We start from the raw sequence: 22,495 nt of genomic DNA on the forward strand, positions 1-22,495 counted from the left end.
ACAAAGCCATGGCCTTTACCGACGCCGAGAAGACCGACCTTAGACGGTTCTGCGGATACCCGGCCTATGGCACGGGTGCCAGCGGCTTTCAGGGCTGGCGCTTCTTTCAGGCCTATGGACTGATGGAATTCCGGTTGAACAATCTCTCCGGCGCCGAGGAAACCGTCTGCCGCACCTATCTGGGCACTTTGCGCGGATTGGAAGCGGCGGTGCCGCATACCGGCCAGAGCCTGGATACCGACCAGGCCGCCGTCTGGACGCGCAACAAGGATGAGTTGCGGGATCGCCTGACCCTGCTTGACGAATGGCGGCGCCGGCTATGCAGTTTTCTGGGCCTGCCGCCTGGGCCTGCCTTGACCGATCCCGGTATGACCCTGGTGGTGTGATGACCCCGACACAATTGCAAGACCGGGTCGCGCGCGGACAGGGCCTCGCGGCGCTGCGCATGGGTGACGATTACGATGTCTTTCGCCCGCGCTCCGCCTTCATGCCGCTTGCACCCGGCAATCGTATTCTGCGCCTGCCGGTGGCATTGCATGGCGAAGATCGCGACTGGCATCGCGGCGCGCGCTATGGCCAGCCGCTGTGGTTTGCCGTTCACGACACGAGCTATACGCAGCCCGGCGATTATCTGGTGGGCGCGGGCGGCACCTTCTTCATTGCCAGCCAGCCGCCGCTTCTGCCCACCGTCTGCGTGCAGACCAATCGCACCGTCAGCCTCAGCCGGGCGGAAGGGGCAGACGCCATCGGCATCAATGCCTATGGCGGTGTCGCGCCACAGAGGCAGGTGCCCGTTCTGGTCGATTGGCCTGCCAGCATGCTGACGGCCGCAAGCGGCAGCCGCAATGGTGGCACCCTGCCGGGCGAGCCTGGACCGCCAAGCTGGGCAATTCTGCTGCCTGCTTTGCCGCCCTCTGAATTGGCCGATCTGCGCTGTGACGATCTCGTGCAGAATGAGACGGGCCTCACGGCCATCATCTCCGCCGTCGAACGCAGCGCGCTCGGCTGGCGCCTGACGGCCATTCAGGCGGCGACGTGACATGGCGGATCAATCGGACGTCGAAACCGCTTTGGTTCGCGTGATTGCCGGCACGATCTATCCGGACGGCAGTGACGGCGATTCCACCATCGGCACGCCACCCGCCCTGTGCCGCATCTATCGCGGCTGGCCGACGACCGCCGCATTGCAGGCCGATCTTGCCGCCGGCATCGTCAATGTCAGCATTTTTCCGAGCGGATCGCCGCGCGATACCACGCGCTATCCCGCAGGCTGGACCGTGACGACCGCCAGCAGGCCGACGCTGACCGTGGTAGTGCGGCAGAACATCGTCACCTTCACCGGAACGCCGGCCGCGGGGCAAATGGCCGGTATCGCGGTAGACGGCACAAGCTTCGTCTATCTGGTGCAGGCGGGCGATACGACAGCCCTGATTGCCGCCGCCCTTGCTGCGCAGGTCACCGCTGCCGGCTATTTCGTGCAGAATGCCAATGCCATTCTGGTCGTGCCAGGTGCGGCCTCTTTATTGGCCCGCGTCGAACAAGCACAGAGCGCCTTTCGGGAAACCCGGCGCCAGATACAGAGCTTTCGCGTCAGCTGCTGGTGCCCTGATCCGCTGCTGCGGGATGAGACCGCAGGCCGGATCGACACGGCCATGGCGGATAGCCGTTTTCTGACACTCGCGGACGGTACCTCCGCACGCATCACCCTCGAAGGCGGCGCGACCATCGACCAGATGGAGGCAGCGCATCTTTACCGCCGCGACCTGATCTATGCCGCCGACTACGCCACCATCCTCACCGCCCTGCAACCGGCCATGGTTTTCGGCAGCGGGACTTTGTCCTCGCCTGCTGGCCCCCTCGCGCCGCTTCTCGGCTAGTTTCAAGGAAGTCCCATGCCCATCGTGCAACAGGGCGCCATCAACACGACGGCTCTGGTGGTGCCTGATCTTTACGTGCAGATCGTGCCGCCGCAGACGCTGCTGCTGAACGGTGTGCCGACGGATGTTCTGGGCATCGTCGGCAGCGCCAGTTGGGGCCCGGTCGGCCAGCCCGTGATCATCGGCAGCATGGCGCAATATGCGACCGGCTTCGGCCCTGTCATGCCGCGCCTTTTTGATATGGGCACGCAACTGGCCACAGCCGTGCAGCAGGGCGCGCAGAATTTCCGCTGCGTGCGGGTGACGGACGGCACGGATACGCCAGCGGTGCTGACCGTGCAAAGCGCCATCACGCTGACGGCGCTGCACACCGGCAGTTACGGCAATGGCATTGGCGTCTCGCTCTCGGCCGGATCGCAGGCCGGCAGCACGCGCATTACCATCGCCCTGCCCGGCAATACGCCGGAGGTCTTCGACAATATCACCGGCACGGGCGCTGCTTTGTGGCAGGCCATGGTTCTCGCCATCAATACCGGTAACGGGCCGTTGCGCGGCGCATCCCAGATTGTGACGGCCATCTATGCCGGTGGGACGGCCGCGCCCGTTACCGGCAGCATCAGTTTCGTGACCGGAACGCCGGGCACTGACGGCGCGAGCGCTGTAACCGCCGCCAATCTGATCGGACAGGACAGCGTGCCTCGCACCGGCATGTATGCCCTGCGCGGCCAAGGCTGTTCCGTCGCCCTGCTGGCGGATGCCAGCGACAGCAGCCAATATACGGTGCAGGCGGAGTTCGGCCTGTCGGAAGGGATCTATATGATCCTGACCGGCCCTTCCGGCGATACGACAGAGAATGCCGTCAGCATCAAGGCGGCCGCCGGCCTGGATAGCTATGCCGCCAAGCTGATGTTCGGCGACTGGCTGTATTGGAATGATCAGGTCAACGCGCAACTGCGCCTGGTGTCACCGCAAGGCTTCGCGGCCGGGCGGCTGATCAATCTCTCCCCCGAGCAATCCAGCCTCAACAAGGCGCTGTACAGCATTGCCGGCAGCCAGCGCAGCGGCACCGTCAGTTCCGGCCAGGCCAGCACCTATTCCAGCGCCGAGCTTCAGCTGCTGTTTCAGAACGGCATCGACGTCATCTGCAATCCGCAGCCGGGCGGCAGCTATTGGGGCGTGCGCTGCGGCCATAATTCCTCGTCGAACGCCGCCGTGAATGGCGACAATTATACGCGGATGACGAATTACATCGCCGCTACGCTCTCTGCCGGCATGGGGCTTTACGTCGGGCAGGTCATCAACAGCACGCTGTTCCAGAACGTCCGCGCGACGCTACTGTCTTTCCTGCAAGCCATGCTGACGGAGGGATTGCTGGGCAGCATCGACGGCAGCCAGCCCTTCTCTGTTGTCTGCGATCTGTCCAACAACCCCGCCAGCCGCACGGCGCTCGGCTATGTGCAGGCCGATGTCCAGGTTCAGTACCAGGGCATCAATGAGAAATTCATCGTCAATGTCGAAGGCGGTCAGACGGTGCAGATCACCAGCCAGACTTTGGCGAGCCGCCCCAATTTGTAACGGAGCATAGGCACCATGGCTCTCAACAGCTTTTCCACAGGCAAGGACTGCCAGGTTGTCGTTCTGGGGCCTTTCGGTCGCGTCGACCTGGACCATGTCACCGGTTTCGAAAGCCGGCAGATGACGGCGGCCATTCGGGTCGACAGGATGGACGGCACCATGCTGGGCGCGGAACTACCCAAGGGCTGGGAAGGTGCTTTCGATCTGGAGCGCGGGTCTTCTGCCGCCGACGACATGCTGGCGCAGATCGAGCAGAGCTATCTGGCCGGGACCACGCCGGCCGCCGGCACGCTGTATCAATATATCGACGAGGTGGACGGATCGACGTCCACCTATCAGTTCAGCACGGTCGTTTTCAAGCTCGCCTCGTCCGGTCTGTATAAGGGCGATGCCAGCGTGAAGCAGCGGCTGGAATTTTTTGCCACCAGCCGCAGCCGCGTATCATGAACACGCAGATGGACACGATCGACGTGACCGGGCGTGTGTTGACGGTGCGCCAGCCCCAGGTGCTGGACCAGTTGCGCCTGTTCAAATCCGTAGGGCCCGTTCTGGCGCAAAACCAGCCTTATCTCGGGATGGCCATGGTCGCTTGCGCCGTCACCGCCATTGACGGCGTGCCGGTGCCGACACCGGCCAACGAATACCAGATCGAAAGCCTGATTCAGAGGCTGGGCGATGCCGGGCTGCGCGCTGCCGGCGCCGTTCTGGACCCTTCGCCGAGCGATGACGAGGTGCGAGAGCAAGCGGGAAACTGAGCCGGCACCGCGATCTGATCGAGTGCCTTTTTCTCGTGAAGAGCGGGGTGCCCTTCGACATCGCCTTTTCGCTGCCGCTGATCGACCGGCGCGCCTTTACCGTCGCCTTGGGAGAGATGGACGGCGGCCGCTACGACTGGGACAGGCTGGGTTGGGAGGCTTGAAAGATGCACGACCTGCGCCGCCTGCTGAGGCTGGACTGGGATGAGATCGGCCAGAGCCTTTTGCGAACCGCCGTGCAGCATCTGAGGGAAGCCGCATTGCAGCGCGCGGATGCGCCGGATGACGCCATCGCCATAACACAGACAGCGCCAGACCGGCTGCGCCTCTCCATCACGGCGCGGGAACTCATCCGTCGGGAACAGGGGGATGCCGCGCACGCACCGCAGCCTTTTCTGGACCCCACCGCGCAGGATCGCGGACAGCTTCGTGACGCGCTGACCGCGCAACTGGAAAGGGACGTCGGTTGAGCGATATCGAGAGCATCGGCCTGTCCCTGGTGCTGGACAATGGCGTGGCGGAAGGGCTGCGCAGGTTGCAACAGGATCTGGCCGCCTTTGATCGGGCGACCGGTGATCGCGCGGCGCAGATGCAAAAACTGGCAACCACTCATCTGCCGCGCTACCACGCACCATCCGTAAATAAGGCGTCGGCCGAACGGCCTGCGGCGCCGCCAGCTGCCGCCATCGAAACCGCAGCGCTTGCCGCCCCTGTCGCGGGGCCGGCATGGCTGCCGCCGGTGATCAGGCCGGCCGTCCCAGCGCCGCCGATGTGGCAAAGCAGGCCGGTTGCCGCGTTGCCCGCGCCGCGCGCGGCCGAGGTTGTGAGACAGTCCGCGCCGCGTTCGCAGATTGCCCCTTTAACGCCGTCGCCGCTGGTCACTCCCCCGTCTTCGGGGGCACCGCCAAGACCGAAATTAGCCATTAGCCTGACGCCCGCTATGCCGCCTAAGCCTGCGCCACAGAGTGAGCCGTCTGTCCCGCCGTCCCAGCCGGCCCGCGTTTCACCGCCGACCGTCGCCACTCCCAAGCCACCCGATACACCTCCAATACCCGCTATCGCAGCACCCAGTCGCGCGACAGCGCCGGCCGCCCCCGTCATCCAACGTCCGGCGCCGACACCGCCGTTGCCGGCGCAGCGCGTCGCCTTGTCCATCATGCGACCCAAAGAGCCGTCGCCTACGGTGACGCTGACACCGCAAGCACCCGCCGCACCATCGGCACCACAACCGCTGAAGCCAAAGGTGTTCGCGTCCGCTGATCAAGAACGTCCGGAGGCAAGACAACAGGAAGCCGCGGCGACGCCCTCGCCACGACCAAGGATCGCGCCCGTTGTCAGTGCCGCGCCCATCCGGCCGGCAGCGCCCCCGCCCTTGATGTCGCAGGCCGCCACACCCATCAGGATTGCCGCTGAGCGCCCGCCAACGACGCCACGACCGGCCATCACCCCGCCTCCGCCACATCCGCCGGAGCACACCCGGCCGCCGCCCGAGCCGGAAGCGCCGCAAACGGCAAGCCTGCAAGGTGATCTGGTCATCGACGGCGCGCAGATGGGCCGCTGGCTTGCCGACGCCATGGGCCGGCAGGCGGCCAGACCGCCCACAAGCGCACGCCGTTTCAATAGCCGCATGGCGCCCATCTGGCCCGGACTAGCCGGCTGACCTTTCGAGAATTTTTGCCATGACAACGACCGTCACGCTCGGCCCCTATACGCTGAGCGCCTTCGAAATTCCGACTGCCATTCATTATGGCGGCCGCCAGCGCCTGGCCGTGCATGACCTGCCGGGCGGGGGCCGGGTGACCGATGTGCTGGGCGGCAGCGACAGCGACATCACCTTCAGCGGCATCATCTCCGGCCAGGATGCCGATACCAAAGCCCAGCTTCTGGACGCGCTGCGCATCTCGGGCCTGACCGTACCGCTATTTTGATCGGAACAGTATTTCATCGTCATTCTGGCTGAAGCGAACTTCGACTATCGCAAGCCCTGGTGGATTCCCTATCAGCTGCGCTGTTCGGTGCAGAGCAATCTTGTCTATGGCGTGGCGGCCAAGGCAGTCTCCATCGCAGCAAGTGTGGCTGCCGATCTGACGACTGCGGCGAGCCTTCTGCCCTCGCCTGTCGCAAGTCTGGGGCTTGCGCAATCTACCACAGCGACAGCCGGCGGCACCACCCTCGGCAGCAGCGCCTATGGGCAGAATGTTGCGGCCGTGACGGCCGCACAGACCGATCTGGCCGGGCAGGTTGCCACGACGGGCGCAGCCTTGCCGGATTTCGACCTCAGCTTGGCAGGCACGGAACCGACCGCTGCCCCGGCCTCCGTCACCGCAATAACGGCCAGTGCAGGCCAGCTGGCATCGCTGACCGCCGCGCAATCCTATCTCGGCCGCGGGTTAAGCACACTGACCGCAATCGGGAGCTGACACAGCATGACCACGATCACGGTCGCGGGCGGCGACCTCTTTCATATTGCCGCCTCAAGATTGGGCGATGCGACGCAATGGATTCGCATCGCGCAATTGAACAGGCTGGAAGACCCGATGCTGAGCGGTGTCACGGTGCTGATGCTGCCGCCGATGAACCCTTCCGCTGGAGGCGGCATTGCCGATCAATAGCGGCGCGCAATCCCGCTCGGTCCATATTCAGCTGCTGATCAACGGAGAGGCTGTGGCGGGCGTTGAGGAAGCCGAAATCTGCACCAGCAATCACCAGATATCCGGCTGGTTCCGCCTGCTTCTGGCACTCGGGCGCGACGCATCCTTCCCCGCCGCCCGTTTCAGCACGCTGACGGATGCGCAGGCCGATATTCGTGTTGGCTTGGCACCAGCCGGCATGCCGCCTGTCGCAGCCATCTGGCAAAACCTGATCACGGGCCCGATCGACGAAATCGCGATCGACATGGTGGCTGGCACCGTGCAACTGACAGGGCGGGATTTCAGCGCATTGCTGATCGACACGCTATCGGCGGAGAGTTTCGTCAACCAGACCGCCAGCGAAATAGCGCAGACATTGGCCATGCGTCATGGCCTGAACCCCAAGGTGACTGCAACCGTAACCCCGGTCGGCCGCTATTACCAGGACGGCCACAGCATCCTGTCGCTCTATCAGTCCAGCAAGACTGTCACGGAATGGGACTTGCTCTGCGCGCTGGCCGAAGCAGAAGGCTATGATCTTTTCGTGCAAGGCCAAAGCCTGACCTTCGCGCCGCCCCTCACCGCACAGCTGCCGGCGGTCTGGCAATGGATGCCGGGCGGCACCGGCTGCAGCACGATGACCGCCTTGCGGATGGAGCGCAGCCTGGCCCTTGCCCGCGATATCCTTGTCACCGTGCAAAGCTGGAATAGCCGGCAGCAGACAATGATCACGCAAACCGTACATGCTTCGGCGTCCAGCACCGTGCGAAATGCCAGAACCTCGACCAATGCAACCGCATCGACCTATGTGCTGCTGCGGCCCAATCTGACCGCCGAGCAGGCGATGAACCTGGCAGCGCTGACGCTGGCCGATCTCAGCCGGCATGAACGCGTGGTAACCGCCACCATGCCGGGTGATCTGTCACTCAGCCCCCGGGCGCTCGTGACGCTACAAGGCACCGGCACCGCTTTCGATCAGACCTATGTGGTGGATGAAGTCCTGCGCCGCGTCTCGCTACAGGACGGCTTTGTACAAACCGTGCGTGCCGTGAATACGCCGCTGGTGCAAAATCCATGATGGAACTCTGGACGAATGCAATGCGCGCCCAGGCCAGTGCCATCAGCGGTGCGGCGGGTCAGTTGCGCTGTGGGCTGGTGCAATCGGTCGATCCCACAAGCTATTGCGTGAAAGTGACATTGCAGCCGGAAGGCGTTTTGACCGGCTGGCTGCCGGTCTGCAGCCAATGGGCCGGCGGCGGTTGGGGTATTGTGGCCTTGCCATCGCCCGGCCAACAGGTGGTTGTTCTGGCGCAGGAGGGACATGCCGAGCATGGCATCGTGCTCGGGACTCTGTTCTCATTACAGGCCATGCCACCGAACGCGCCGGTGGGCGAGTTTTGGCTTGTCCACGCCACCGGCTCCTATCTGAAGCTGCTTAATGACGGCAGCATCGAGGGCAAGGCGACCGTCTGGAACCTGCTTGGTCCGGTGAATATTCAGGGCGATGTCACCGTCAGCGGCGATATCACGGACAAGAGCGGCGCGCACGGGTCACTGCAGCAGTTGCGGCAGATCTATGACGAGCACACCCATCCAGACGTGCAGAACGGATCCGGCAATACCGGTCTACCCAACCCACAGGCTTAAAGCATGTCAGACCTCGATCTTGTCTTTGGCGGTGACCTCGCGGTCGCGGCGCATGGCGATCTGGCTGCGGCCGGCGGCAGCGCCCTCGGGCAGCAGCGCGTGTTGCGCCGGCTACTGACCAATGCCGGAGACTATATCTGGCAATTGACCTACGGCGCCGGCCTGCCGGCGATGATCGGACAGCCGGCACAGGCTACCGGCATTGCCGGATTGGTCAAAAGCCAGATCTTTCTTGAAAGCGCCGTCGCGCGCAGCCCAGCCCCATCCGTGACCGTCGAAGCCGATGGCAGCATCGTCTCTCTCACCGTCAGCTACAGCGATGCCAATGACGCGAGCGCCCAGGCGGTCGGCGTCACAGTATCGGCTTGAAGGGCGCCATCATGCAGCTATCGCTTCAGAATTTCACGACGCTTGTCGAACAGGCCGCCGCCGCCGTGCAAGCCAGCGCATCCCGGCTGCTGGATTTCAGCGTCGGGTCGGTATTGCGCGCAATTTTGGAGGCGAATGCCTCTCTGGCCTTGTGGCTGCAATGGCTGATTCTATTGACGTTGCAGACGACGCGGCTGGCGACCAGCAGCGGCGCGGATGCCGACAGTTTCGGCGCCGATTTCGGCTTTACCCGGCTGGCCGCCGTCGCGGCACAGGGCAGCGTGACCTTCAGCCGCTATACCGCGACGCAAACCGCTTTTGTTCCCGTCGGCGTTACCGTCACGACTGGCGACAATGCAAGCCAGTTTGCGGTGACAATAGACACGGGCAATGCGGCCTGGTCAGCAAGCTTGTCCGGCTATGTCATCGGTGCGGGCTTGGCCTCCGTAACCGTGCCGGTGACGGCGGCCGTTGCGGGCGCCATCGGCAATGTCCAGCCCGGCACGATCACGATGATCGCCAGCGCCATTCCGGGGATCGACACGGTCAGCAACGCCAATGCGCTGACCGGCGGGCTGGATGCGGAATCGGACAACGCCTTTCGCCTGCGTTTTCAGGGCTTCATCGACAGCCGGACGCGCGCCACCCTGCAAGCTGTGACCTTTGCCGTTCTCAGCCTGCGGCAGGGCCTTTCCTGCACGGTGCAGGAAAATACCGATGCCGCCGGCAACTATCTGCCCGGCCATTTCGTGGTGACGGTGGATGACGGGTCCGGCAATCCTGCTGCCAGCCTGCTGGCCGGCGTACAGCGCGCCGTCGACGCCGTGCGGCCTATCGGCTCGACCTTTGCCATTCAAGCACCGGCCCGCATCGCCGCCGATATCTCGCTCGCCCTCACCTTGGCGGCAGGCGCCGACAGCGCAACCGTCATTGCCGCCGTCAACGCTGCCATCACAACCTATGTCGATGCGCTCGGTGTCGGCACCCCCCTTCCCTATACGCGCATCGCGCAGCTTGCCTATGACGCCAGCCCGAACGTGCTGAACCTGACCGGTCTGACCCTGCAAGGGAGCACTGCGGACCTGACGGCGGCCCCCGGCGCGGTCATCAAACTCGGCACGCTTGCCATTAGCTGAAAGCCCATGGAATGACTGGTGATCAGGCGGATTGTGTCGCCAGGCTGCGCGCAGCTTTGCCGCAAGGCTGGTTCACCGATGATGCGCCAATTCTCGCCGGATTGCTCAACGGTCTGGCCAGCGTCTGGGCATCGCTCTACGCGCTTGTTGTCTTCGTGCGCGGACAGACGAGGATTGCCACGGCATCCGCCGGCTGGCTCGATCTGATTGCACGGGACTATGGCGGCACTCGCTGGGCAAGGCAGAGTGGCGAGACCGATACCGCCTTCAGAACACGCATTCTGCATAACCTGCGCCGGCTGCGTGGCACGCGCGGCGCGTTGATCGCCAATATGACGGAGCTGACCGGCCGCGCGCCGCTCGTCTTTGAGCCCGCCAATGCCGCCGATACAGGCGGCTATGGCAGTGCAGGTCTCGCCTGGAATGCGGCTGGCGGCTGGGGATCGCTCAATCTTCCCTATCAATGCTTCGTCACGGCCTATCGGCCGAAGGGCGGCGGTATCGCCAATGTCGGCGGCTGGGGCAAGGCCGATACGGATTTCGCCCTTGGCGGCTGGAACAGCGGCGCGCTGGCCTGGGGCAATGCCAGCCTGATCAGCGGCACCGTGACGGATGCTCAGATTTTGGCCGCCGTCGTGGAATCCCTGCCGGCGGCGAGCCTTGCCTGGACCGCCCTTTCCAATTGAGGACCGCATATGGACCGGCAAATCGTCTATCCCGCCTCCATTCCACTGGACACAGATTTTCTGTCGCTCAACCGCAATACGATGGTGGCGATCGGCAGCGCGCTGCAAGCCGTTCTGGGAACCAGTATCGTCGCCGATGGATTAGCCTGTCAGCCGACGACGCCGGCGTCTCTGACCGTGACGGTCGGCGCCGGGTCGATCACGCAATTCGGTGCGCTGGATACGCTGAGCTATGGGTCATTGTCAGCGGATGCGACCGACCAGACCGTCAAAATGGGCATCAATCTCGCACCCGTCAGCTTCGCGCTGACGCCGCCCGCGACACCCGGCCAAAGCGTGATTTATCTGATCGAGGCGAGTTTCGCGGAAAGCGATACCACACCGGTCGTGCTGCCCTATGTGAACGCGGCCGACCCGTCTCAACCCTATTCGGGTCCGGCCAATTCGGGCACGGCGCAGAACACCCAACGCATCGAACGCGTGCAACTGCAATTGAAGGCAGGGGCTGCGGCCAATACCGGCACGCAGACCGCGCCTGCGGTCGATTCCGGCTGGTCCGGTCTTTATCTGATCACCGTCAATAACGGCCAGAGCACCGCCATTGCTGCCAATATCGTGACACATCCAGCCGCGCCCTTCCTGAATTTCAAGCTGCCATCATTGACACCGGGATTTTCACGCCGCGTCGCCTATGCCGCGTCAACGACCTTTACGGTGCCGCTGGGCGTGCGGCTGATCCGCGCAACCGTGGTGGGCGGCGGCGGTGGCGGCGGTGGCACCGACGGCACTTACGCCGGGGCCGGCGGCGGCGCGGGCGGGTTTGCCAGCGGCACTTTCAGCGTGACGCCCGGTGCGACCATCGCCGTCACCATCGGCAGCGGCGGCACAGGCAGTGCGACCGGCGCCTCGGGCGGCACCGGCGGCACCTCCAGTTTCGGCGCACTGCTCAGCGCCACGGGCGGCCAGGGTGGCCAGTTTCAGGACAGCGGCTCCACGCCCGGCGGCACCGGCGGCCAGGGCAGCGGCGGCGAGTTCAACGGCTATGGCGGCTACGGGTCGGACGGGCAGAACAGCACCACCGTCATCGGCGGCCAGGGCGGCGCCAGCCTCTATGGCGGTGGCGGCCGCGCATCGACCGCCGGCAATACCGCCGTCAACGGCCGTGCGCCGGGGTCGGGCGGCGGCGGCACCTACAATACCGCCGGCAATGGCGGACAGGGCGCCGGCGGCGTCGTGATCCTGGAATATTGAAATGGCAACGCAAGCGAACCATAGCTGGAAGCCGAGCGCCGCCCGGCTGTTGAGCATTACCGGCTTCGGCCCCAGGCCACGCGGCGCCTGGCCCGCGCATCGCGCCAATGCCTGGCCCGCCAAAGACCCTGCCGATGTGCTTGACTATGCCTATGACATTTCCCCGGCCCTGTGGGGCGATGACGGTGACAGTATTGCTTTCCTCGATGTCACCATCGTGCCGGCGGCGGCCGGCGATCTGACGCTCAACAGTTCTTCTGCCGACGGTCGTTGCGCGGTCCTGTGGTTCGGGGCGGGGCAAAGCGGCACCACCTATGCGGTCACGCTGGCGATAGAGACCGTCGCCGGCCGGGGATTTCAGCGCACGGTCTATCTGCCCTGTCTGGCGCTTTCCAGCGAGCCGCCTTTGGGCATGGAATTGATGACCGAAACCGGCGCGCCGATCCTGGACAATTCCGGCAATCCCATCTTTATTGAAAGTTAGCCGATGCCCACGATCGACCAGTTGCAGGCTGCGGTCGCGAGTGCCGATACCGACGAACTGATGACGACGCAAAGCGGCAGTGCGCGCAAGGTGACGCGGGCGCAGTTGCTGGCCGGGCTTCAGCCCGTCATTTCTGTGCCGCCGGGCGCCATTCTGGGCAATAGCGGTGCTACCGCCAGCGCTCCACTGGCCATCACGGTCGGCAGCAATCTGACGCTCGCGAACGGCACACTGTCGGCGCCCGCGCCTTTCGTCATCGGCGGCCTGCCGGGCGGCGCCGCACCCGCCGCCACCGATCTGATCCCCCTGTCGCAGAACGGAACCGCTAAATCGGTCGGCTACAGCAGCTTTCTGTCCAGCCTCGCCACGCTGCCCGGTTTCGATGCTTCCCCCATGCAGATGACCGCCACGGGTGGCCGCGTCGCCCGCAGCCTGGGCAGCCATGCCGCCGACGCGATAGCGCTGGAGGATTTCGGCGCGCTCGGCAATGGCACGACCGATGACAGCGCCGCCTTCACCGCCGCCGCCGCGACATTGCGGCCGATCCGGCTCGGCCCCAAAACCTATATCGTCAATGGCGCCCTCTCGCTCAGCAATGCCGCTGCCCTGACCCTTCTGGGCGTCCCCGGCCAAACGGTGATCCGACGGTTGACGCAGGGCGCGGCCACGGCCTGGATGACGCTCACGGCACCCGCCGTGCATGTCGAAGGCGTCATCTTTGACGCGAATACCAGTCTGGCGAGCAGCGTGACGGCGGTTTCGGTTGCTGCGTCATGCCTGCGCTCGACCTTCCTGCGCTGCACCTTCTCAAATGCCGTCGCCGGGTCTGGCCTGTTGTTCAACCCGTCCGACCCAGCGGCGGCGCGCCATACGGTGACGGCTTGCGAGGCTTACGGCAATGTCAACGGCATCAGCGCCCAGGCGGTGGACGGTCTGACCGTGACCGCCTGCCATCTCCACAATAATAGCATTGCCGGGATTTCGGTCGATCTTGCCGGCGCGGCCAGCACAATCAAGTCACGCCTGGCCGTCATCAGCGGCAATCAATGCTATGGCAACCAGATCGGCATTCTGGTCGGTGACTATGCCAATGCCGATGCGGCACCCGCGACGATAGCCAATACCAGCGCAGAGGCCATGCTATGCGTCATCGCCGCCAATGTCGTCCATGACAATACGGAATACGGCATTGTCGGGCAGGGCTATAACCTGAATATTCAAGGTAATGTCGTCTACAATAACGGCGGCGCCAATGTGAATGGCGGCGGCATTCTTGCCAATTGCTGGGTCTCCGCGGTGACGGGCAATGTCGTCTCCAACCATGCCGGTTTCGGCATCGATGCCGGCGCCGCCAATTTCACGATGATCGCCGACAACATCGTGTCGACCTCGCGCATCGCCATCAATGCCGGCGGTGCCAGGGAACCGCGCATCACCGGCAATGCCATCGCCGCCGCCAGCTATTACGGCGTCGTCATCTACAATAACGAGACGACGGCCGATGGCGCGCCGATCGGCGTTGCCTCCACCGGCGTCTCCATCACCGAGAATGTCATCGACATGCCGGCCGGCGGCGGCGGCATCCTGCTGATCGACGGGCCGCAAAGCGTGCAGGTGGCGCGCAACAATTTCATCACCACAAGCGGTGCCGATCTCAGCCTGTGCCTATTGCCGCTGACCGATAGCGTGGCGATTAACGACAATCTTCTGAATGGCGCGCCCTCCGTCTATCTTTACGACCCCAGCACAACGACAAGCGGTCGCTATGCCGGGCTCTATTCCATGCTCTATCCCGACGTCGTTGATGGCGTCGGCATCCTCAATATTTCCCAAACCGTGCAGTCGCTGCGGTCGCTCAATGCCGGAAATTACGCCAGCTACGTCACCTTTCTGAAACTGGCGGCGGCCGGCAGCGGCTATACGGCGGCGCCCAGCGTCACCTTCAGCGGCGGTGGCGGCAATGGCGCTGCCGCCACCGCTTTCGTCATCAACGGCACGGTCATCGGCTTCCGCATGACATCGCTCGGCACCGGCTATACATCGGCCCCGACCGTCACGCTGAGCGGTGGTGGCGGCAGCGGGGCCAGTGCCACGGCCGTGATCGGCATTCCGGTCTCAACCGGGCGGCGGCTGACGATCTATTGCGGCGTCGCGGCAGGCTGGGCGGTCTCGGGAAGCAATCCCAGCCAGATGACCGGGTCTGGCACCACCATCACGGTGCCGGCCAATTCCGAGATCGAATGGGTCGGCCTGAACGGCGGATGGTTCGCCAACCGCTATCAGCAGACGGATTACGTGGCGCCGTCCAGTGACGGCAGCCTGTCGCTGCGATCCCGCAGCGGCGATCTGCGCCTGCACCCTGCGGGCGCGGGTGCGGTGCGCTGGGCCAATGATGCGCAGGCAACCGGCTGCATGACGACCATCGGTAACGGGTCGCCCAATGGCACGATGAGCGCGCCTCCAGGCTCGGACTATCGCAATCTCGCTGGCGGCGCAGGCTCCGTCTTCTGGGTCAAGCAGTCGGGTACCGGCAATACCGGCTGGGTTGCCATCGCCTGAAGCTGCGTCGGGAAGGAATTCAGGATGCCCACAATCGCCAACCTGCCTGCGGCGCAGGCGATTTCACCCACCGATACCATGCCGATCGACCAGGGCAACGGCACCAATCGTGTGACGCTGGCAACCCTGCTCGCCGGCCAGCAGCCTGCGATCGTCACGCCGACCGGAACGCTGCTGGGCCGCATATCGGCTGGTGCGGGCGGGCCGGAGCCAGTGACGCTCGGCAGCGGCCTGGTGATGGCAGGCAGCACCATCGCCCTCGGCGGTTCCCTGACCGGCCTGCTCAATGGCCAGACTGTGGAGGAATTGCAGGCAGCCGGCATCATTCATGACACCGACCGCTTTCCGCTCGATCAGGGCGGCACCGCGCTGGTGCAGCAAAGCATGGCAGCGGTCTGGACCTATATCGCCGCCAAACTGCCTATCGCGCAGAAACGCGTCGTCGAGCTGACGACGAATACGGTGCTGGACGCGACGGCGCATAACGCCGCCATTCTGGTTTGCAGCCAGCCGATGACGCTGACGGCCAATTTCGCGAATATGGGATCGGGCTTCGCCTGCGACGTGCTGAACCTCTCCACCGGCAGCGTGACCATGGGCACCGGCATCACCGTGGGGTCTGGGGACGGCACTTTGCCCGCGCAAACCTCCGCGCATCTCAGCGCCGTCACCTATTCCGGTGGCAATCTGGTCTTCTGGGCCGGAACCACGGCTGCGTCGGGAGGCAGCGGCGATGGCGGGTCAACCCCGCCGCCCGCCAGCACGGCGACGCTGACCTTCGCCGCCATGCCATCCGGCAGCTATGCGCTTGGGCAAACGGGCGTCGGCGTCAACGCCACGCTGGACCCCGGCACGGCCGCAACGGCCGTGCAATTCGGCATTTCAGGTTCCGCCACCACAGCACCGACCAGTTGGACCGCCGGCCTGCTGGTCAATACGCAAAGCAATGGCGACACCTTCTGGGGCGCCTATCTGACCATGCCGGCCGTCGCCGGCACCTATTACGGCTGGGTGGAGACGGCTGACGGCGCCACCACCGCCGTCAGCCCCGCCTTCAGCGTCGGCTGATCACGCAAAATCGTAAGGACCGGGAAAGGTTCCGATCGGCAGGTAATGCGTCAGCAGCCCCTTTGCATTCCGCCAGTCATGCAGCAGAAAACCGGGCGTTTCGATGAAGGAGGCGGGCTCGGCCGCCGGGTCTATCCGGAGAGCGATAGCCGTGGTGGTGCTGGGGGCCGTGCAAAGCAGCGTGCCGCCGAACCGCATCTGCATCAGACGATGGACATGGCCGCACAGCACACGCTCCACCCCAGGCGCCTTCGCGATACAGGCGGCCAGGCGCGTGGCACCAAGGCAGCGATAGTCATCCAGATAAGGCACGCCCGTCGTGATGGGCGGCTGATGCATCATGATGATGGTCGGCCGGTCAGGCTCTGCCATCAGCGCCGCTTGCAGCCAGGCTTCCGCCGCATCATCGAAAAACCCGTGATGCTCAGCCGGTATCGTCACATCCAGCGCGATCACCCGGCGCTCTCCAAATTCCACCACGTAATGCAAAGGGCCGTCGGGCGGCAGATAGGCATGGTCGTGGAAGGCCGCCCGGAACGCATCCCGCTCATCGTGATTGCCGGGAATGACGAGCAGCGGTGCCTTCAGGTCACGGAGCAAATCACGCGCGACGGCATATTCCTCAGGCGAGCCGTTATCGACGACATCGCCGGTGAGCACGACTAGATCCGGCTGCGGTGAAAACCGATTGAGTTGGTCGATGGCGCGGACAAGGTCGGCGTTCGAATCCACCGTCTCCTGATACAGCGCCCCGCCTGGCCGCAGATGCGGGTCTGAAATCTGCGCAATCAACACTGGCTGCCTGCTCCGTCCTGTTCACTGTCACGGGACCATAGCAGCGGCTGTGCCACCATACGCAAATCGAGCAAGCATGATCACCCAGCAAGGCGCCCTGAACATGACCGCACTGGTCGTGCCAGATCTGTATGTACAGCTGGTGCCGCCGGCCGCCACGCTGCTGAACGGCGTGCCGAGCAACGTCATCGGCATGGTCGGCACCGCCGGCTGGGGGCCGGTGGGGCCGCCGGTCGTCATCGGCAGCATGGCGGATTACGCACAAGCCTTCGGCGCCGTGATGGCGAGAGGCTTCGACATGGGCACGCATGTCGCCATTGCCATGCAGCAGGGTGCCACTGCGTTCCGCTGCGTACGGGTGACGGATGGAACGGAGGCCGCAGCCGCTGGCCCCGGCCCGGCCGGCTGCGTCAGTTTCACGGCCCTCCATTCCGGTTCGGTCGGAAATCTCATCACCGTGACGCTGGCGGCGGGCAGTCTGGCCGGCAGTTGGGCCGCCATCATCGGCCTGCCCGGCCAGCCGCCGGAGCGGTTCGACAATATCACCGGAACGGGTGCAGCTTTCTGGACCGCGCTGGCAACGGCCATCAATACCGGCGCCGGTCAGCGCATGGCCCGCGCCTCGCGGTTGGTGACGGCTGGCACGCAAGGCGGCACCACGGCACCACAGGCCGCAAGCTATCCGCTTGCCGGCGGCACGGATGGCGCAGGCGGCGTCACCACCGCCACGCTGATCGGCAGCATGGCGCCGCTGCGCGGCATGTATGCGCTGACCGGCCAAGGCTGCGCCATTCTCGACCTCTGCGACGGCACGGATGCGGCCCATTGGCCGGATGTCGCAGTCTTCGCGGAATCGGAAGGGCTTTACGCCATGCTGGCCGGGCCGGCCAATGACACCATAACCCATGCCGTCGCCACCAAGACCGCTGCGGGTATCGACAGCTCGGCCGTGAAACTTCTGTTCGGAGACTGGCTGTCCTGGTGGGATGCGGCGAACGAGACCCAGCGGCTGGTAAGCCCACAAGCCTTCGCGGCCGGGCGGCTGACCAATCTCTCGCCCGAACAATCGGGCCTTAACAAGCCGCTTTACGCCATCGGCGGCAGCGAAGGCGTGGGCCTGCCCGGCAGCGGATTGACGCGCGCCTATAGTCTGGCCGAGTTGGAGGCCCTGTTCAGCGCCGGCATCGATCTCATCACCACACCCAGCGCCGGCGGACAGCCGGTCTGGAGTCTGCGGCTAGGCCATAACAGCGCCAGCAATCCGGCGATCCATGGCGACAGCTATACGCGCCTGACACACTACATCGCCGCGACCTTGTCAGCCGGCATGGGAATTTTCGTCGGACAGGTCATCAACGCCGCTTTGCTGCGCCGCATCCGCAGCACATTGCTCGGCTTTCTGGCCAATCTGCAAAGCCAGGGCCTGCTGGGCAGCACGGATGGGTCGGCGCCCTTCGCCGTTCTGTGCGACAGCGTCAACAACCCCGCCAACCGCACGGCGCTCGGCTTTGTCCAGGCGGATGTGCAGATCCGGTATCAGGGCATCAACGAAACCTTCATCGTCAATCTGGACGGCGGTACCGGCGTTCTTGTCTCATCCACCAATGCCGGCAGTAGCAGCGGGTCCGGAGGTAGCGGCGGTTCGGGATCGGGCGGCAGCGGCGGCTCAGGCAATGGCGGAACAGGCACAACCACGCTCAGTTTCCAGACGCCGCCCATCGGCCCCTATACGGCCGGTCAGACCAATATCGGCGTCAATGCCGTGCTTGCCCCCGGCAGCACGAGCGCGAGCGTCCAGTTTGGCTGGTCAACTTCCGCCACCACGGCACCGACGGGCTGGACGGCCGGACTCTATGTCAATAGCCAAAGCAATGGCGACGCGCTGTATGGCGCCTATCTGACCGCACCCGCCACGGCCGGCAGCTATTACGCCTGGGCAGCGATGGCCGACGGCAGCGTTCATGCCGTCTCCGCTCTCGTCACGGTCAGCTAATGCTACTCGCTGCCCCCAATACGCCGCTGCTGGTGGCGACGGGCCTGTCCCTGCTCACCACTGGCGCGGAAGCCAGCGGACCACCGGGCGGCGGGTCGGCCCCTGGCGCGACACCGGCTGATATCGCTAGCCTGTCCGGCTGGTGGGATGCCGGCACGGCGACGGCCTGGAACGCGCCTGTCACTGCGCTGGCCGACCTGTCCGGCCGCGGCCAGCCCATCACGCCCTATCACTATTACAGCGGCAGCGGCATGACGCCGGCCTCCCTGCTGGCGACACCACGACTGAACGGCTTGCTGGGCGGCTTGGGCGCGCCGATCCCCCAGGCCACCTATGCGCCGACGCTCGACCCCGATACCGGCCTTGCCATCAGCGCCATCAGCCTTTCCCCCGATATCGCCTGGACCCACGGGCTGGTCTGGAGCCGGCCGAACCGCCGGCAGGGCACTTATGACGTCGATGCCAATCCGGTAGCGCTGATTACCGTGAACGGCACGGTTGTGCTGTCACTCTCTTCCACCGGTACGACGCTGACCCTGTTTCCGACCGGCGCCAATGTCACGCTCTCGGCCAGCATGGCGCGGCGACATAGCCACGCGATTATTCTACGCAATGTGCCGGGGGCGGGTGTCGATGTCTGGCTCGACGGCGTTCTGGTTGTCAGCACCATCGCCAATCCCTTGGCCGCCGGCGTCACTGGCGCCGTCACCCTGCTGCATGACATGACGCTGCAAGGCGCAGCCCAGCTCTGGTTTCATGAGTTCGTCACCTGGGCGCGCGCCCTGGCGAATGCCGAAATCGACACGCTGACCACCTATTTCACGCGCTGGTTTCTGGGTGCGCGGCGTGGTGTCAGCCTGCTGATCATGGGCCAGTCGAATGCGAGTTACTTCGTGGCCTCGGGCGGCGCGCAACTGATGGCGAATGGGCTTGCATGGTATCTGGGCGCGCTGGCCGGCAATATCGTCTTTCAGCCTTCCGGCACCTATTTCGGTCCCGATCGCTATACGCAGGTCAACGGCCATCCCATTTCCAATTCCACCGCGCCGCTGTTTCCGCCCGGCGCAGGGAGCGGCACATTTCTCACCAATCCCGGTGATGGGTCCGACCCGTCCACCTGGGCGCTGGGTCCGGATGGATTGGCGACGGAAGCCTATCTGACCGGCGCATCCGCGATCCCGACGGGCGAAGACCTGGCGGATATCGGGGCCATCCTGTGGCCCTGGACCGAACAGGACAGCACGGCCACCTATACGCAGAAGGCGCTCTATGCCGGCACGATCAGACGCCTGGCCGCGCTCACCCGCGCCATGCTGGGGCGAACAGCGGCAAACCTGCCGCTGCTGATGTGGAACGCTATTCCCTATGAAAGCGATGCCGGTTTGCAGATGGTGCGCGAGGCGATCAGCGACATAGCCGCAGTTGGCAGCGACAATCTGAACCTATTTCTGGCCCAAACGGCCGACAGCATTCCGCTCGGCGCCAGCTATGACGCGACCACGGGCCTTTGGACTGGCGGGGATGCCACGCATCGGGACGAGACGGATGAGATCACTTTCGGCCTGCGCGGCGCCCATGGCGCGGCCCGCAGCCTGGCGGCCGCCGGATTTGCGGATACGCTGCCGACCATTCCTGACACGATGCCCTTTCTGGGACCGAAAATTCTCAGCGCGCAGCTTGGCGGCGCGACGCTTGTCGTCACCCTCCAGCATGATCAGGGCAATAATATCCTGCTGCCCCTGCAAGCAGCGGCCGGCATGGGCTGGGCGGTGATGGATGGCGGATCGGTGGCATCCCCCGGCCCGATCATTACGGCCAATGCTGCGGCGCGCATCGACGCCACGCATCTGCAAATCACGCTGGCCAGCGCGCCTACAAACCCTGCCTCCGATTGCCTGCTGTTCTACCCCTATGGCTCGACGCAGATCGGCCGTGGCGATGCCGTGACCGATAATTTTGCCAGCATCGGCTGGCCGGCGGGGTGGGAGATGACAGACCAACTCGGCAGTGCCTGGGGCATCAACTTTCCGCTTCAGGCCACGAGCTACGGCATTCCCCTCGCCGCCGCCAGTTAGCGAGACCCTTATGACGACCAATGACTGGATCGGGGTTGCGACCGTCACGCTGACGCTGTTTGCGCTTTATTCATCGGGCCTCGCCTGGCTGGTCGGCCAGAACAGCCGGCTGCGCGCCGAGACGCGGCGCGAGCTGGAATCCCTGGAAGCCCTGATGGAGCGTGGATTGGACAAGACCCAGACGCAGGTGAATCAATTGCGGGACGGCAGCGCCACCAAGCCGGAACTGGCCGCCGTCGAGCAAAGGCTTGCCGCGACGCTGAACGAATTCAAGGCCGAAGCCCGAAGCGACTTCGCGAAAATCAGCCAGAAGGTGGACCGGCTGCCGGCGATCGAGGCGCATCTCGCCTCCGTCAGCAGCATGATCGAGAAGATTGGGGTCAGCCTCAGCGTGCGCGGGTAGATGTTCAGTCAATATAGCGACATGAGGAAAGAAAAATGGATCTCGCCTTTGACGGATGGCGCCGTCACGCTTGCCTCCGCCGGCATTGCCGCCCTGAGCCCTATTCTTGTCGTGAAGCTCAGCGCTTTCCTGAAACTCAATCTGGACCAGACGCATCGCGGCGCGCTGACCTCGGCGCTGGAAACCGCGCTCGGCCTTGGCCTGCAACTGGCCAAGGAAGCGGGTGACACGCATCTCGCCAATGTCAATGTGAAGAGCGCGGCGCTGGCCGCCATGGTCGGCTATGTGAAACAGGTCGTGCCCGACGCGATCAGCCATTTCGGCCTGACCGATGATGCCATTGCGCAGAAGGCCGCCGCCAGGCTCGCGACCACGTTGCATACCACGACGGCGGCGAGCGCCGCCGTCAATGCTCTGGCGGGACTTCTTCCGGCGGCGGCTGGTCAGCCTCAGGCGTCTCCGCCCCCCGCTTCACCATAATCGGCCCGAACAGCTCTTCCTGGCGCAGCGCAATGGCGCCGCCCCGCGCCATTTCGAGCCCCGCCAGCAAGGTGCTCGCGAGCGCCGCGCGGCGGCCCAGCGGCTCGGCGGCCGGATCATCCGGCAGGAAGCTGGACAGTTCCGTCCAGTCGGGCATTTGGCCCATGAGCCGGCCCAGCCGCTTCAGCGCGTCCTGCACGCTCCAGAAGATCATCGGGCGCGGCGTGTAATGGCGTTGGGAGACGCCCCGGCGCAGCGCGCTGATATAGCCGCGCAGCAGTCCCGGCAGATCGAGCCTGAGGCCCGACCGGTCGGTCTCGGTCAGGTCTTCCGGCGCGCCCCGCGCAAAGACATCGAAACCAAGCTGCGGGCGATTGCCCAGCCATTGCGCGGCCCGACGCACGGCCTGCAATTCCACCAGACGCTCGGCCAGATTGCCGGCCAGCTGCTCCGTATCCTCGGCCTCCTCCACGCCTTGCGGCACCAGCAGGCGGGATTTCAGCCAGGCGAGCCAGGCCGCCATGACCAGCCAATCGGCGGCCAGTTCCAGCCGGATGCGCCGCGCGCCTTCGATGATGACCAGATATTGGTCGACCAGCGCGAGAATGGAGATATTGCCGAGGTCGACTTTCTGCGCGCGCGCCAGATCAAGCAGAAGGTCCAGCGGCCCTTCGAACCCTTCCAGCCGCAGCATCAGACTATGCGTGCTGTG

General features: G+C 64.8%; 27 protein-coding genes. 24 read left to right on the plus strand and 3 right to left on the minus strand.

All coding sequences use genetic code 11. From position 1 onward, the window contains the following. Window positions 1-8 precede the first annotated feature (8 nt). The 7 genes from ASILVAE211_RS06200 (at window position 9) to ASILVAE211_RS06230 (ending at window position 4,677) form a co-directional block, all read left to right on the plus strand. Window positions 9-386 carry a hypothetical protein gene (locus tag ASILVAE211_RS06200; RefSeq protein ID WP_227320427.1) on the plus strand — a complete coding sequence of 126 codons (378 nt, stop codon included), beginning with the start codon at window positions 9-11 and terminating at the stop codon, window positions 384-386. Next, window positions 386-1,039, plus strand: coding sequence for a hypothetical protein (locus ASILVAE211_RS06205; RefSeq protein WP_227320428.1), 654 nt, complete (start codon window positions 386-388; stop codon window positions 1,037-1,039). The genes ASILVAE211_RS06200 and ASILVAE211_RS06205 overlap by 1 nt, the downstream gene beginning before the upstream one ends. A 1-nt stretch (window position 1,040) precedes the next feature. Beyond that, window positions 1,041-1,877 (plus strand): hypothetical protein, encoded by an 837-nt coding sequence (locus tag ASILVAE211_RS06210; RefSeq protein ID WP_227320429.1) that lies wholly within the window; start codon window positions 1,041-1,043, stop codon window positions 1,875-1,877. A 15-nt stretch (window positions 1,878-1,892) separates the two neighbouring features. Next, window positions 1,893-3,452, plus strand: a complete 1,560-nt coding sequence (locus tag ASILVAE211_RS06215) for a phage tail protein (protein ID WP_227320430.1) — start codon at window positions 1,893-1,895, stop codon at window positions 3,450-3,452. A 15-nt stretch (window positions 3,453-3,467) separates the two neighbouring features. Then, entirely contained in the window at window positions 3,468-3,899 is a 432-nt protein-coding gene (locus ASILVAE211_RS06220) for a hypothetical protein (protein WP_227320431.1), read from the plus strand. Window positions 3,900-3,907: 8 nt separating this feature from the next. Further along, on the plus strand, window positions 3,908-4,207 hold the full coding sequence (locus ASILVAE211_RS06225) for a hypothetical protein (protein ID WP_227320432.1): 300 nt from the start codon (window positions 3,908-3,910) through the stop codon (window positions 4,205-4,207). Between the two features lie 167 nt (window positions 4,208-4,374). Beyond that, window positions 4,375-4,677 carry a hypothetical protein gene (locus tag ASILVAE211_RS06230; RefSeq protein ID WP_227320433.1) on the plus strand — a complete coding sequence of 101 codons (303 nt, stop codon included), beginning with the start codon at window positions 4,375-4,377 and terminating at the stop codon, window positions 4,675-4,677. 151 nt (window positions 4,678-4,828) lie between these two features. Here ASILVAE211_RS06230 and ASILVAE211_RS06235 read toward each other — a convergent pair whose 3' ends face one another. Beyond that, complete coding sequence (locus ASILVAE211_RS06235; RefSeq protein ID WP_227320434.1) at window positions 4,829-5,365, minus strand: hypothetical protein; 537 nt, start codon at window positions 5,363-5,365, stop codon at window positions 4,829-4,831. 217 nt (window positions 5,366-5,582) lie between these two features. Here ASILVAE211_RS06235 and ASILVAE211_RS06240 point away from each other — a divergent pair, with 217 nt between their 5' ends. The 13 genes from ASILVAE211_RS06240 (at window position 5,583) to ASILVAE211_RS06300 (ending at window position 16,037) form a co-directional block, all read left to right on the plus strand. Beyond that, window positions 5,583-5,867: a hypothetical protein gene (locus ASILVAE211_RS06240; protein WP_227320435.1), complete on the plus strand. Its 285-nt coding sequence runs from the start codon at window positions 5,583-5,585 to the stop codon at window positions 5,865-5,867. Between the two features lie 19 nt (window positions 5,868-5,886). Then, window positions 5,887-6,135, plus strand: a complete 249-nt coding sequence (locus tag ASILVAE211_RS06245; protein WP_227320436.1) for a hypothetical protein — start codon at window positions 5,887-5,889, stop codon at window positions 6,133-6,135. An 87-nt stretch (window positions 6,136-6,222) separates the two neighbouring features. Further along, window positions 6,223-6,627, plus strand: coding sequence for a hypothetical protein (locus ASILVAE211_RS06250; RefSeq protein ID WP_227320437.1), 405 nt, complete (start codon window positions 6,223-6,225; stop codon window positions 6,625-6,627). A 6-nt stretch (window positions 6,628-6,633) separates the two neighbouring features. Next, window positions 6,634-6,819 carry a hypothetical protein gene (locus tag ASILVAE211_RS06255; RefSeq protein ID WP_227320438.1) on the plus strand — a complete coding sequence of 62 codons (186 nt, stop codon included), beginning with the start codon at window positions 6,634-6,636 and terminating at the stop codon, window positions 6,817-6,819. Next, window positions 6,806-7,915 carry a hypothetical protein gene (locus tag ASILVAE211_RS06260; protein ID WP_227320439.1) on the plus strand — a complete coding sequence of 370 codons (1,110 nt, stop codon included), beginning with the start codon at window positions 6,806-6,808 and terminating at the stop codon, window positions 7,913-7,915. The genes ASILVAE211_RS06255 and ASILVAE211_RS06260 overlap by 14 nt, the downstream gene beginning before the upstream one ends. Then, window positions 7,912-8,484, plus strand: a complete 573-nt coding sequence (locus tag ASILVAE211_RS06265; RefSeq protein ID WP_227320440.1) for a phage baseplate assembly protein V — start codon at window positions 7,912-7,914, stop codon at window positions 8,482-8,484. The genes ASILVAE211_RS06260 and ASILVAE211_RS06265 overlap by 4 nt, the downstream gene beginning before the upstream one ends. Window positions 8,485-8,487: 3 nt before the next feature. Continuing rightward, window positions 8,488-8,853 carry a hypothetical protein gene (locus ASILVAE211_RS06270; RefSeq protein WP_227320441.1) on the plus strand — a complete coding sequence of 122 codons (366 nt, stop codon included), beginning with the start codon at window positions 8,488-8,490 and terminating at the stop codon, window positions 8,851-8,853. Between the two features lie 11 nt (window positions 8,854-8,864). Beyond that, the gene (locus tag ASILVAE211_RS06275; protein ID WP_227320442.1) at window positions 8,865-9,989 is read left to right on the plus strand and encodes a baseplate J/gp47 family protein; all 1,125 of its coding nucleotides are present in this window, start codon (window positions 8,865-8,867) and stop codon (window positions 9,987-9,989) included. Window positions 9,990-10,000: 11 nt separating this feature from the next. After that, a complete protein-coding gene (locus tag ASILVAE211_RS06280; RefSeq protein ID WP_227320443.1) occupies window positions 10,001-10,675 on the plus strand; it encodes a hypothetical protein in 675 nt (224 codons plus the stop codon). Window positions 10,676-10,684: 9 nt separating this feature from the next. Beyond that, window positions 10,685-11,926 (plus strand): glycine-rich domain-containing protein, encoded by a 1,242-nt coding sequence (locus ASILVAE211_RS06285; RefSeq protein WP_227320444.1) that lies wholly within the window; start codon window positions 10,685-10,687, stop codon window positions 11,924-11,926. A gap of 1 nt (window position 11,927) precedes the next feature. Continuing rightward, window positions 11,928-12,410: a phage fiber-tail adaptor protein gene (locus tag ASILVAE211_RS06290; protein ID WP_227320445.1), complete on the plus strand. Its 483-nt coding sequence runs from the start codon at window positions 11,928-11,930 to the stop codon at window positions 12,408-12,410. A 3-nt stretch (window positions 12,411-12,413) separates the two neighbouring features. Continuing rightward, complete coding sequence (locus ASILVAE211_RS06295; RefSeq protein ID WP_227320446.1) at window positions 12,414-14,969, plus strand: right-handed parallel beta-helix repeat-containing protein; 2,556 nt, start codon at window positions 12,414-12,416, stop codon at window positions 14,967-14,969. A gap of 24 nt (window positions 14,970-14,993) precedes the next feature. Then, complete coding sequence (locus tag ASILVAE211_RS06300) at window positions 14,994-16,037, plus strand: hypothetical protein (RefSeq protein WP_227320447.1); 1,044 nt, start codon at window positions 14,994-14,996, stop codon at window positions 16,035-16,037. Here ASILVAE211_RS06300 and ASILVAE211_RS06305 read toward each other — a convergent pair whose 3' ends face one another. After that, window positions 16,038-16,832 (minus strand): phosphodiesterase, encoded by a 795-nt coding sequence (locus tag ASILVAE211_RS06305; RefSeq protein WP_227320448.1) that lies wholly within the window; start codon window positions 16,830-16,832, stop codon window positions 16,038-16,040. Window positions 16,833-16,935: 103 nt separating this feature from the next. Here ASILVAE211_RS06305 and ASILVAE211_RS06310 point away from each other — a divergent pair, with 103 nt between their 5' ends. Genes ASILVAE211_RS06310 through ASILVAE211_RS06325 form a run of 4 tightly spaced genes read left to right on the plus strand, consistent with a single transcriptional unit; the run spans window position 16,936 to window position 21,783 of the window. Then, window positions 16,936-18,825: a phage tail protein gene (locus ASILVAE211_RS06310; protein WP_319799539.1), complete on the plus strand. Its 1,890-nt coding sequence runs from the start codon at window positions 16,936-16,938 to the stop codon at window positions 18,823-18,825. Then, entirely contained in the window at window positions 18,825-20,900 is a 2,076-nt protein-coding gene (locus ASILVAE211_RS06315; RefSeq protein WP_227320449.1) for a hypothetical protein, read from the plus strand. Before ASILVAE211_RS06310 ends, ASILVAE211_RS06315 begins: the two co-directional genes overlap by 1 nt. Window positions 20,901-20,910: 10 nt before the next feature. After that, complete coding sequence (locus ASILVAE211_RS06320; RefSeq protein ID WP_227320450.1) at window positions 20,911-21,303, plus strand: hypothetical protein; 393 nt, start codon at window positions 20,911-20,913, stop codon at window positions 21,301-21,303. A 48-nt stretch (window positions 21,304-21,351) separates the two neighbouring features. Then, window positions 21,352-21,783: a hypothetical protein gene (locus tag ASILVAE211_RS06325; protein WP_227320451.1), complete on the plus strand. Its 432-nt coding sequence runs from the start codon at window positions 21,352-21,354 to the stop codon at window positions 21,781-21,783. Here ASILVAE211_RS06325 and ASILVAE211_RS06330 read toward each other — a convergent pair. Then, window positions 21,710-22,477 carry a segregation and condensation protein A gene (locus ASILVAE211_RS06330; RefSeq protein ID WP_227320757.1) on the minus strand — a complete coding sequence of 256 codons (768 nt, stop codon included), beginning with the start codon at window positions 22,475-22,477 and terminating at the stop codon, window positions 21,710-21,712. The two genes, ASILVAE211_RS06325 and ASILVAE211_RS06330, sit on opposite strands and share 74 nt — an antisense overlap. Between the last annotated feature and the right edge of the window lie 18 nt (window positions 22,478-22,495).

Source organism: Acidisoma silvae, from assembly GCF_020618775.1.
Classification (GTDB): domain Bacteria; phylum Pseudomonadota; class Alphaproteobacteria; order Acetobacterales; family Acetobacteraceae; genus Acidisoma; species Acidisoma silvae.

Excerpts from the sequence above, each read along its gene's own strand:
- ASILVAE211_RS06275 (WP_227320442.1), top strand. The coding sequence starts at position 8,865 with ATGCAGCTATCGCTTCAGAATTTCACGACGCTTGTCGAACAGGCCGCC.
- ASILVAE211_RS06205 (WP_227320428.1), top strand. The coding sequence starts at position 386 with ATGACCCCGACACAATTGCAAGACCGGGTCGCGCGCGGACAGGGCCTC.
- ASILVAE211_RS06255 (WP_227320438.1), top strand. The coding sequence starts at position 6,634 with ATGACCACGATCACGGTCGCGGGCGGCGACCTCTTTCATATTGCCGCC.
- ASILVAE211_RS06320 (WP_227320450.1), top strand. The coding sequence starts at position 20,911 with ATGACGACCAATGACTGGATCGGGGTTGCGACCGTCACGCTGACGCTG.
- ASILVAE211_RS06310 (WP_319799539.1), top strand. The coding sequence starts at position 16,936 with ATGACCGCACTGGTCGTGCCAGATCTGTATGTACAGCTGGTGCCGCCG.
- ASILVAE211_RS06200 (WP_227320427.1), top strand. The coding sequence starts at position 9 with ATGGCCTTTACCGACGCCGAGAAGACCGACCTTAGACGGTTCTGCGGA.
- ASILVAE211_RS06330 (WP_227320757.1), bottom strand. The coding sequence starts at position 22,477 with ATGCTGCGGCTGGAAGGGTTCGAAGGGCCGCTGGACCTTCTGCTTGAT.
- ASILVAE211_RS06240 (WP_227320435.1), top strand. The coding sequence starts at position 5,583 with ATGTCGCAGGCCGCCACACCCATCAGGATTGCCGCTGAGCGCCCGCCA.
- ASILVAE211_RS06270 (WP_227320441.1), top strand. The coding sequence starts at position 8,488 with ATGTCAGACCTCGATCTTGTCTTTGGCGGTGACCTCGCGGTCGCGGCG.
- ASILVAE211_RS06230 (WP_227320433.1), top strand. The coding sequence starts at position 4,375 with ATGCACGACCTGCGCCGCCTGCTGAGGCTGGACTGGGATGAGATCGGC.
- ASILVAE211_RS06220 (WP_227320431.1), top strand. The coding sequence starts at position 3,468 with ATGGCTCTCAACAGCTTTTCCACAGGCAAGGACTGCCAGGTTGTCGTT.
- ASILVAE211_RS06215 (WP_227320430.1), top strand. The coding sequence starts at position 1,893 with ATGCCCATCGTGCAACAGGGCGCCATCAACACGACGGCTCTGGTGGTG.
- ASILVAE211_RS06295 (WP_227320446.1), top strand. The coding sequence starts at position 12,414 with ATGCCCACGATCGACCAGTTGCAGGCTGCGGTCGCGAGTGCCGATACC.
- ASILVAE211_RS06235 (WP_227320434.1), bottom strand. The coding sequence starts at position 5,365 with ATGATGGACAAGGCGACGCGCTGCGCCGGCAACGGCGGTGTCGGCGCC.
- ASILVAE211_RS06290 (WP_227320445.1), top strand. The coding sequence starts at position 11,928 with ATGGCAACGCAAGCGAACCATAGCTGGAAGCCGAGCGCCGCCCGGCTG.
- ASILVAE211_RS06245 (WP_227320436.1), top strand. The coding sequence starts at position 5,887 with ATGACAACGACCGTCACGCTCGGCCCCTATACGCTGAGCGCCTTCGAA.
- ASILVAE211_RS06315 (WP_227320449.1), top strand. The coding sequence starts at position 18,825 with ATGCTACTCGCTGCCCCCAATACGCCGCTGCTGGTGGCGACGGGCCTG.
- ASILVAE211_RS06300 (WP_227320447.1), top strand. The coding sequence starts at position 14,994 with ATGCCCACAATCGCCAACCTGCCTGCGGCGCAGGCGATTTCACCCACC.
- ASILVAE211_RS06210 (WP_227320429.1), top strand. The coding sequence starts at position 1,041 with ATGGCGGATCAATCGGACGTCGAAACCGCTTTGGTTCGCGTGATTGCC.
- ASILVAE211_RS06280 (WP_227320443.1), top strand. The coding sequence starts at position 10,001 with ATGACTGGTGATCAGGCGGATTGTGTCGCCAGGCTGCGCGCAGCTTTG.
- ASILVAE211_RS06285 (WP_227320444.1), top strand. The coding sequence starts at position 10,685 with ATGGACCGGCAAATCGTCTATCCCGCCTCCATTCCACTGGACACAGAT.
- ASILVAE211_RS06265 (WP_227320440.1), top strand. The coding sequence starts at position 7,912 with ATGATGGAACTCTGGACGAATGCAATGCGCGCCCAGGCCAGTGCCATC.
- ASILVAE211_RS06225 (WP_227320432.1), top strand. The coding sequence starts at position 3,908 with ATGGACACGATCGACGTGACCGGGCGTGTGTTGACGGTGCGCCAGCCC.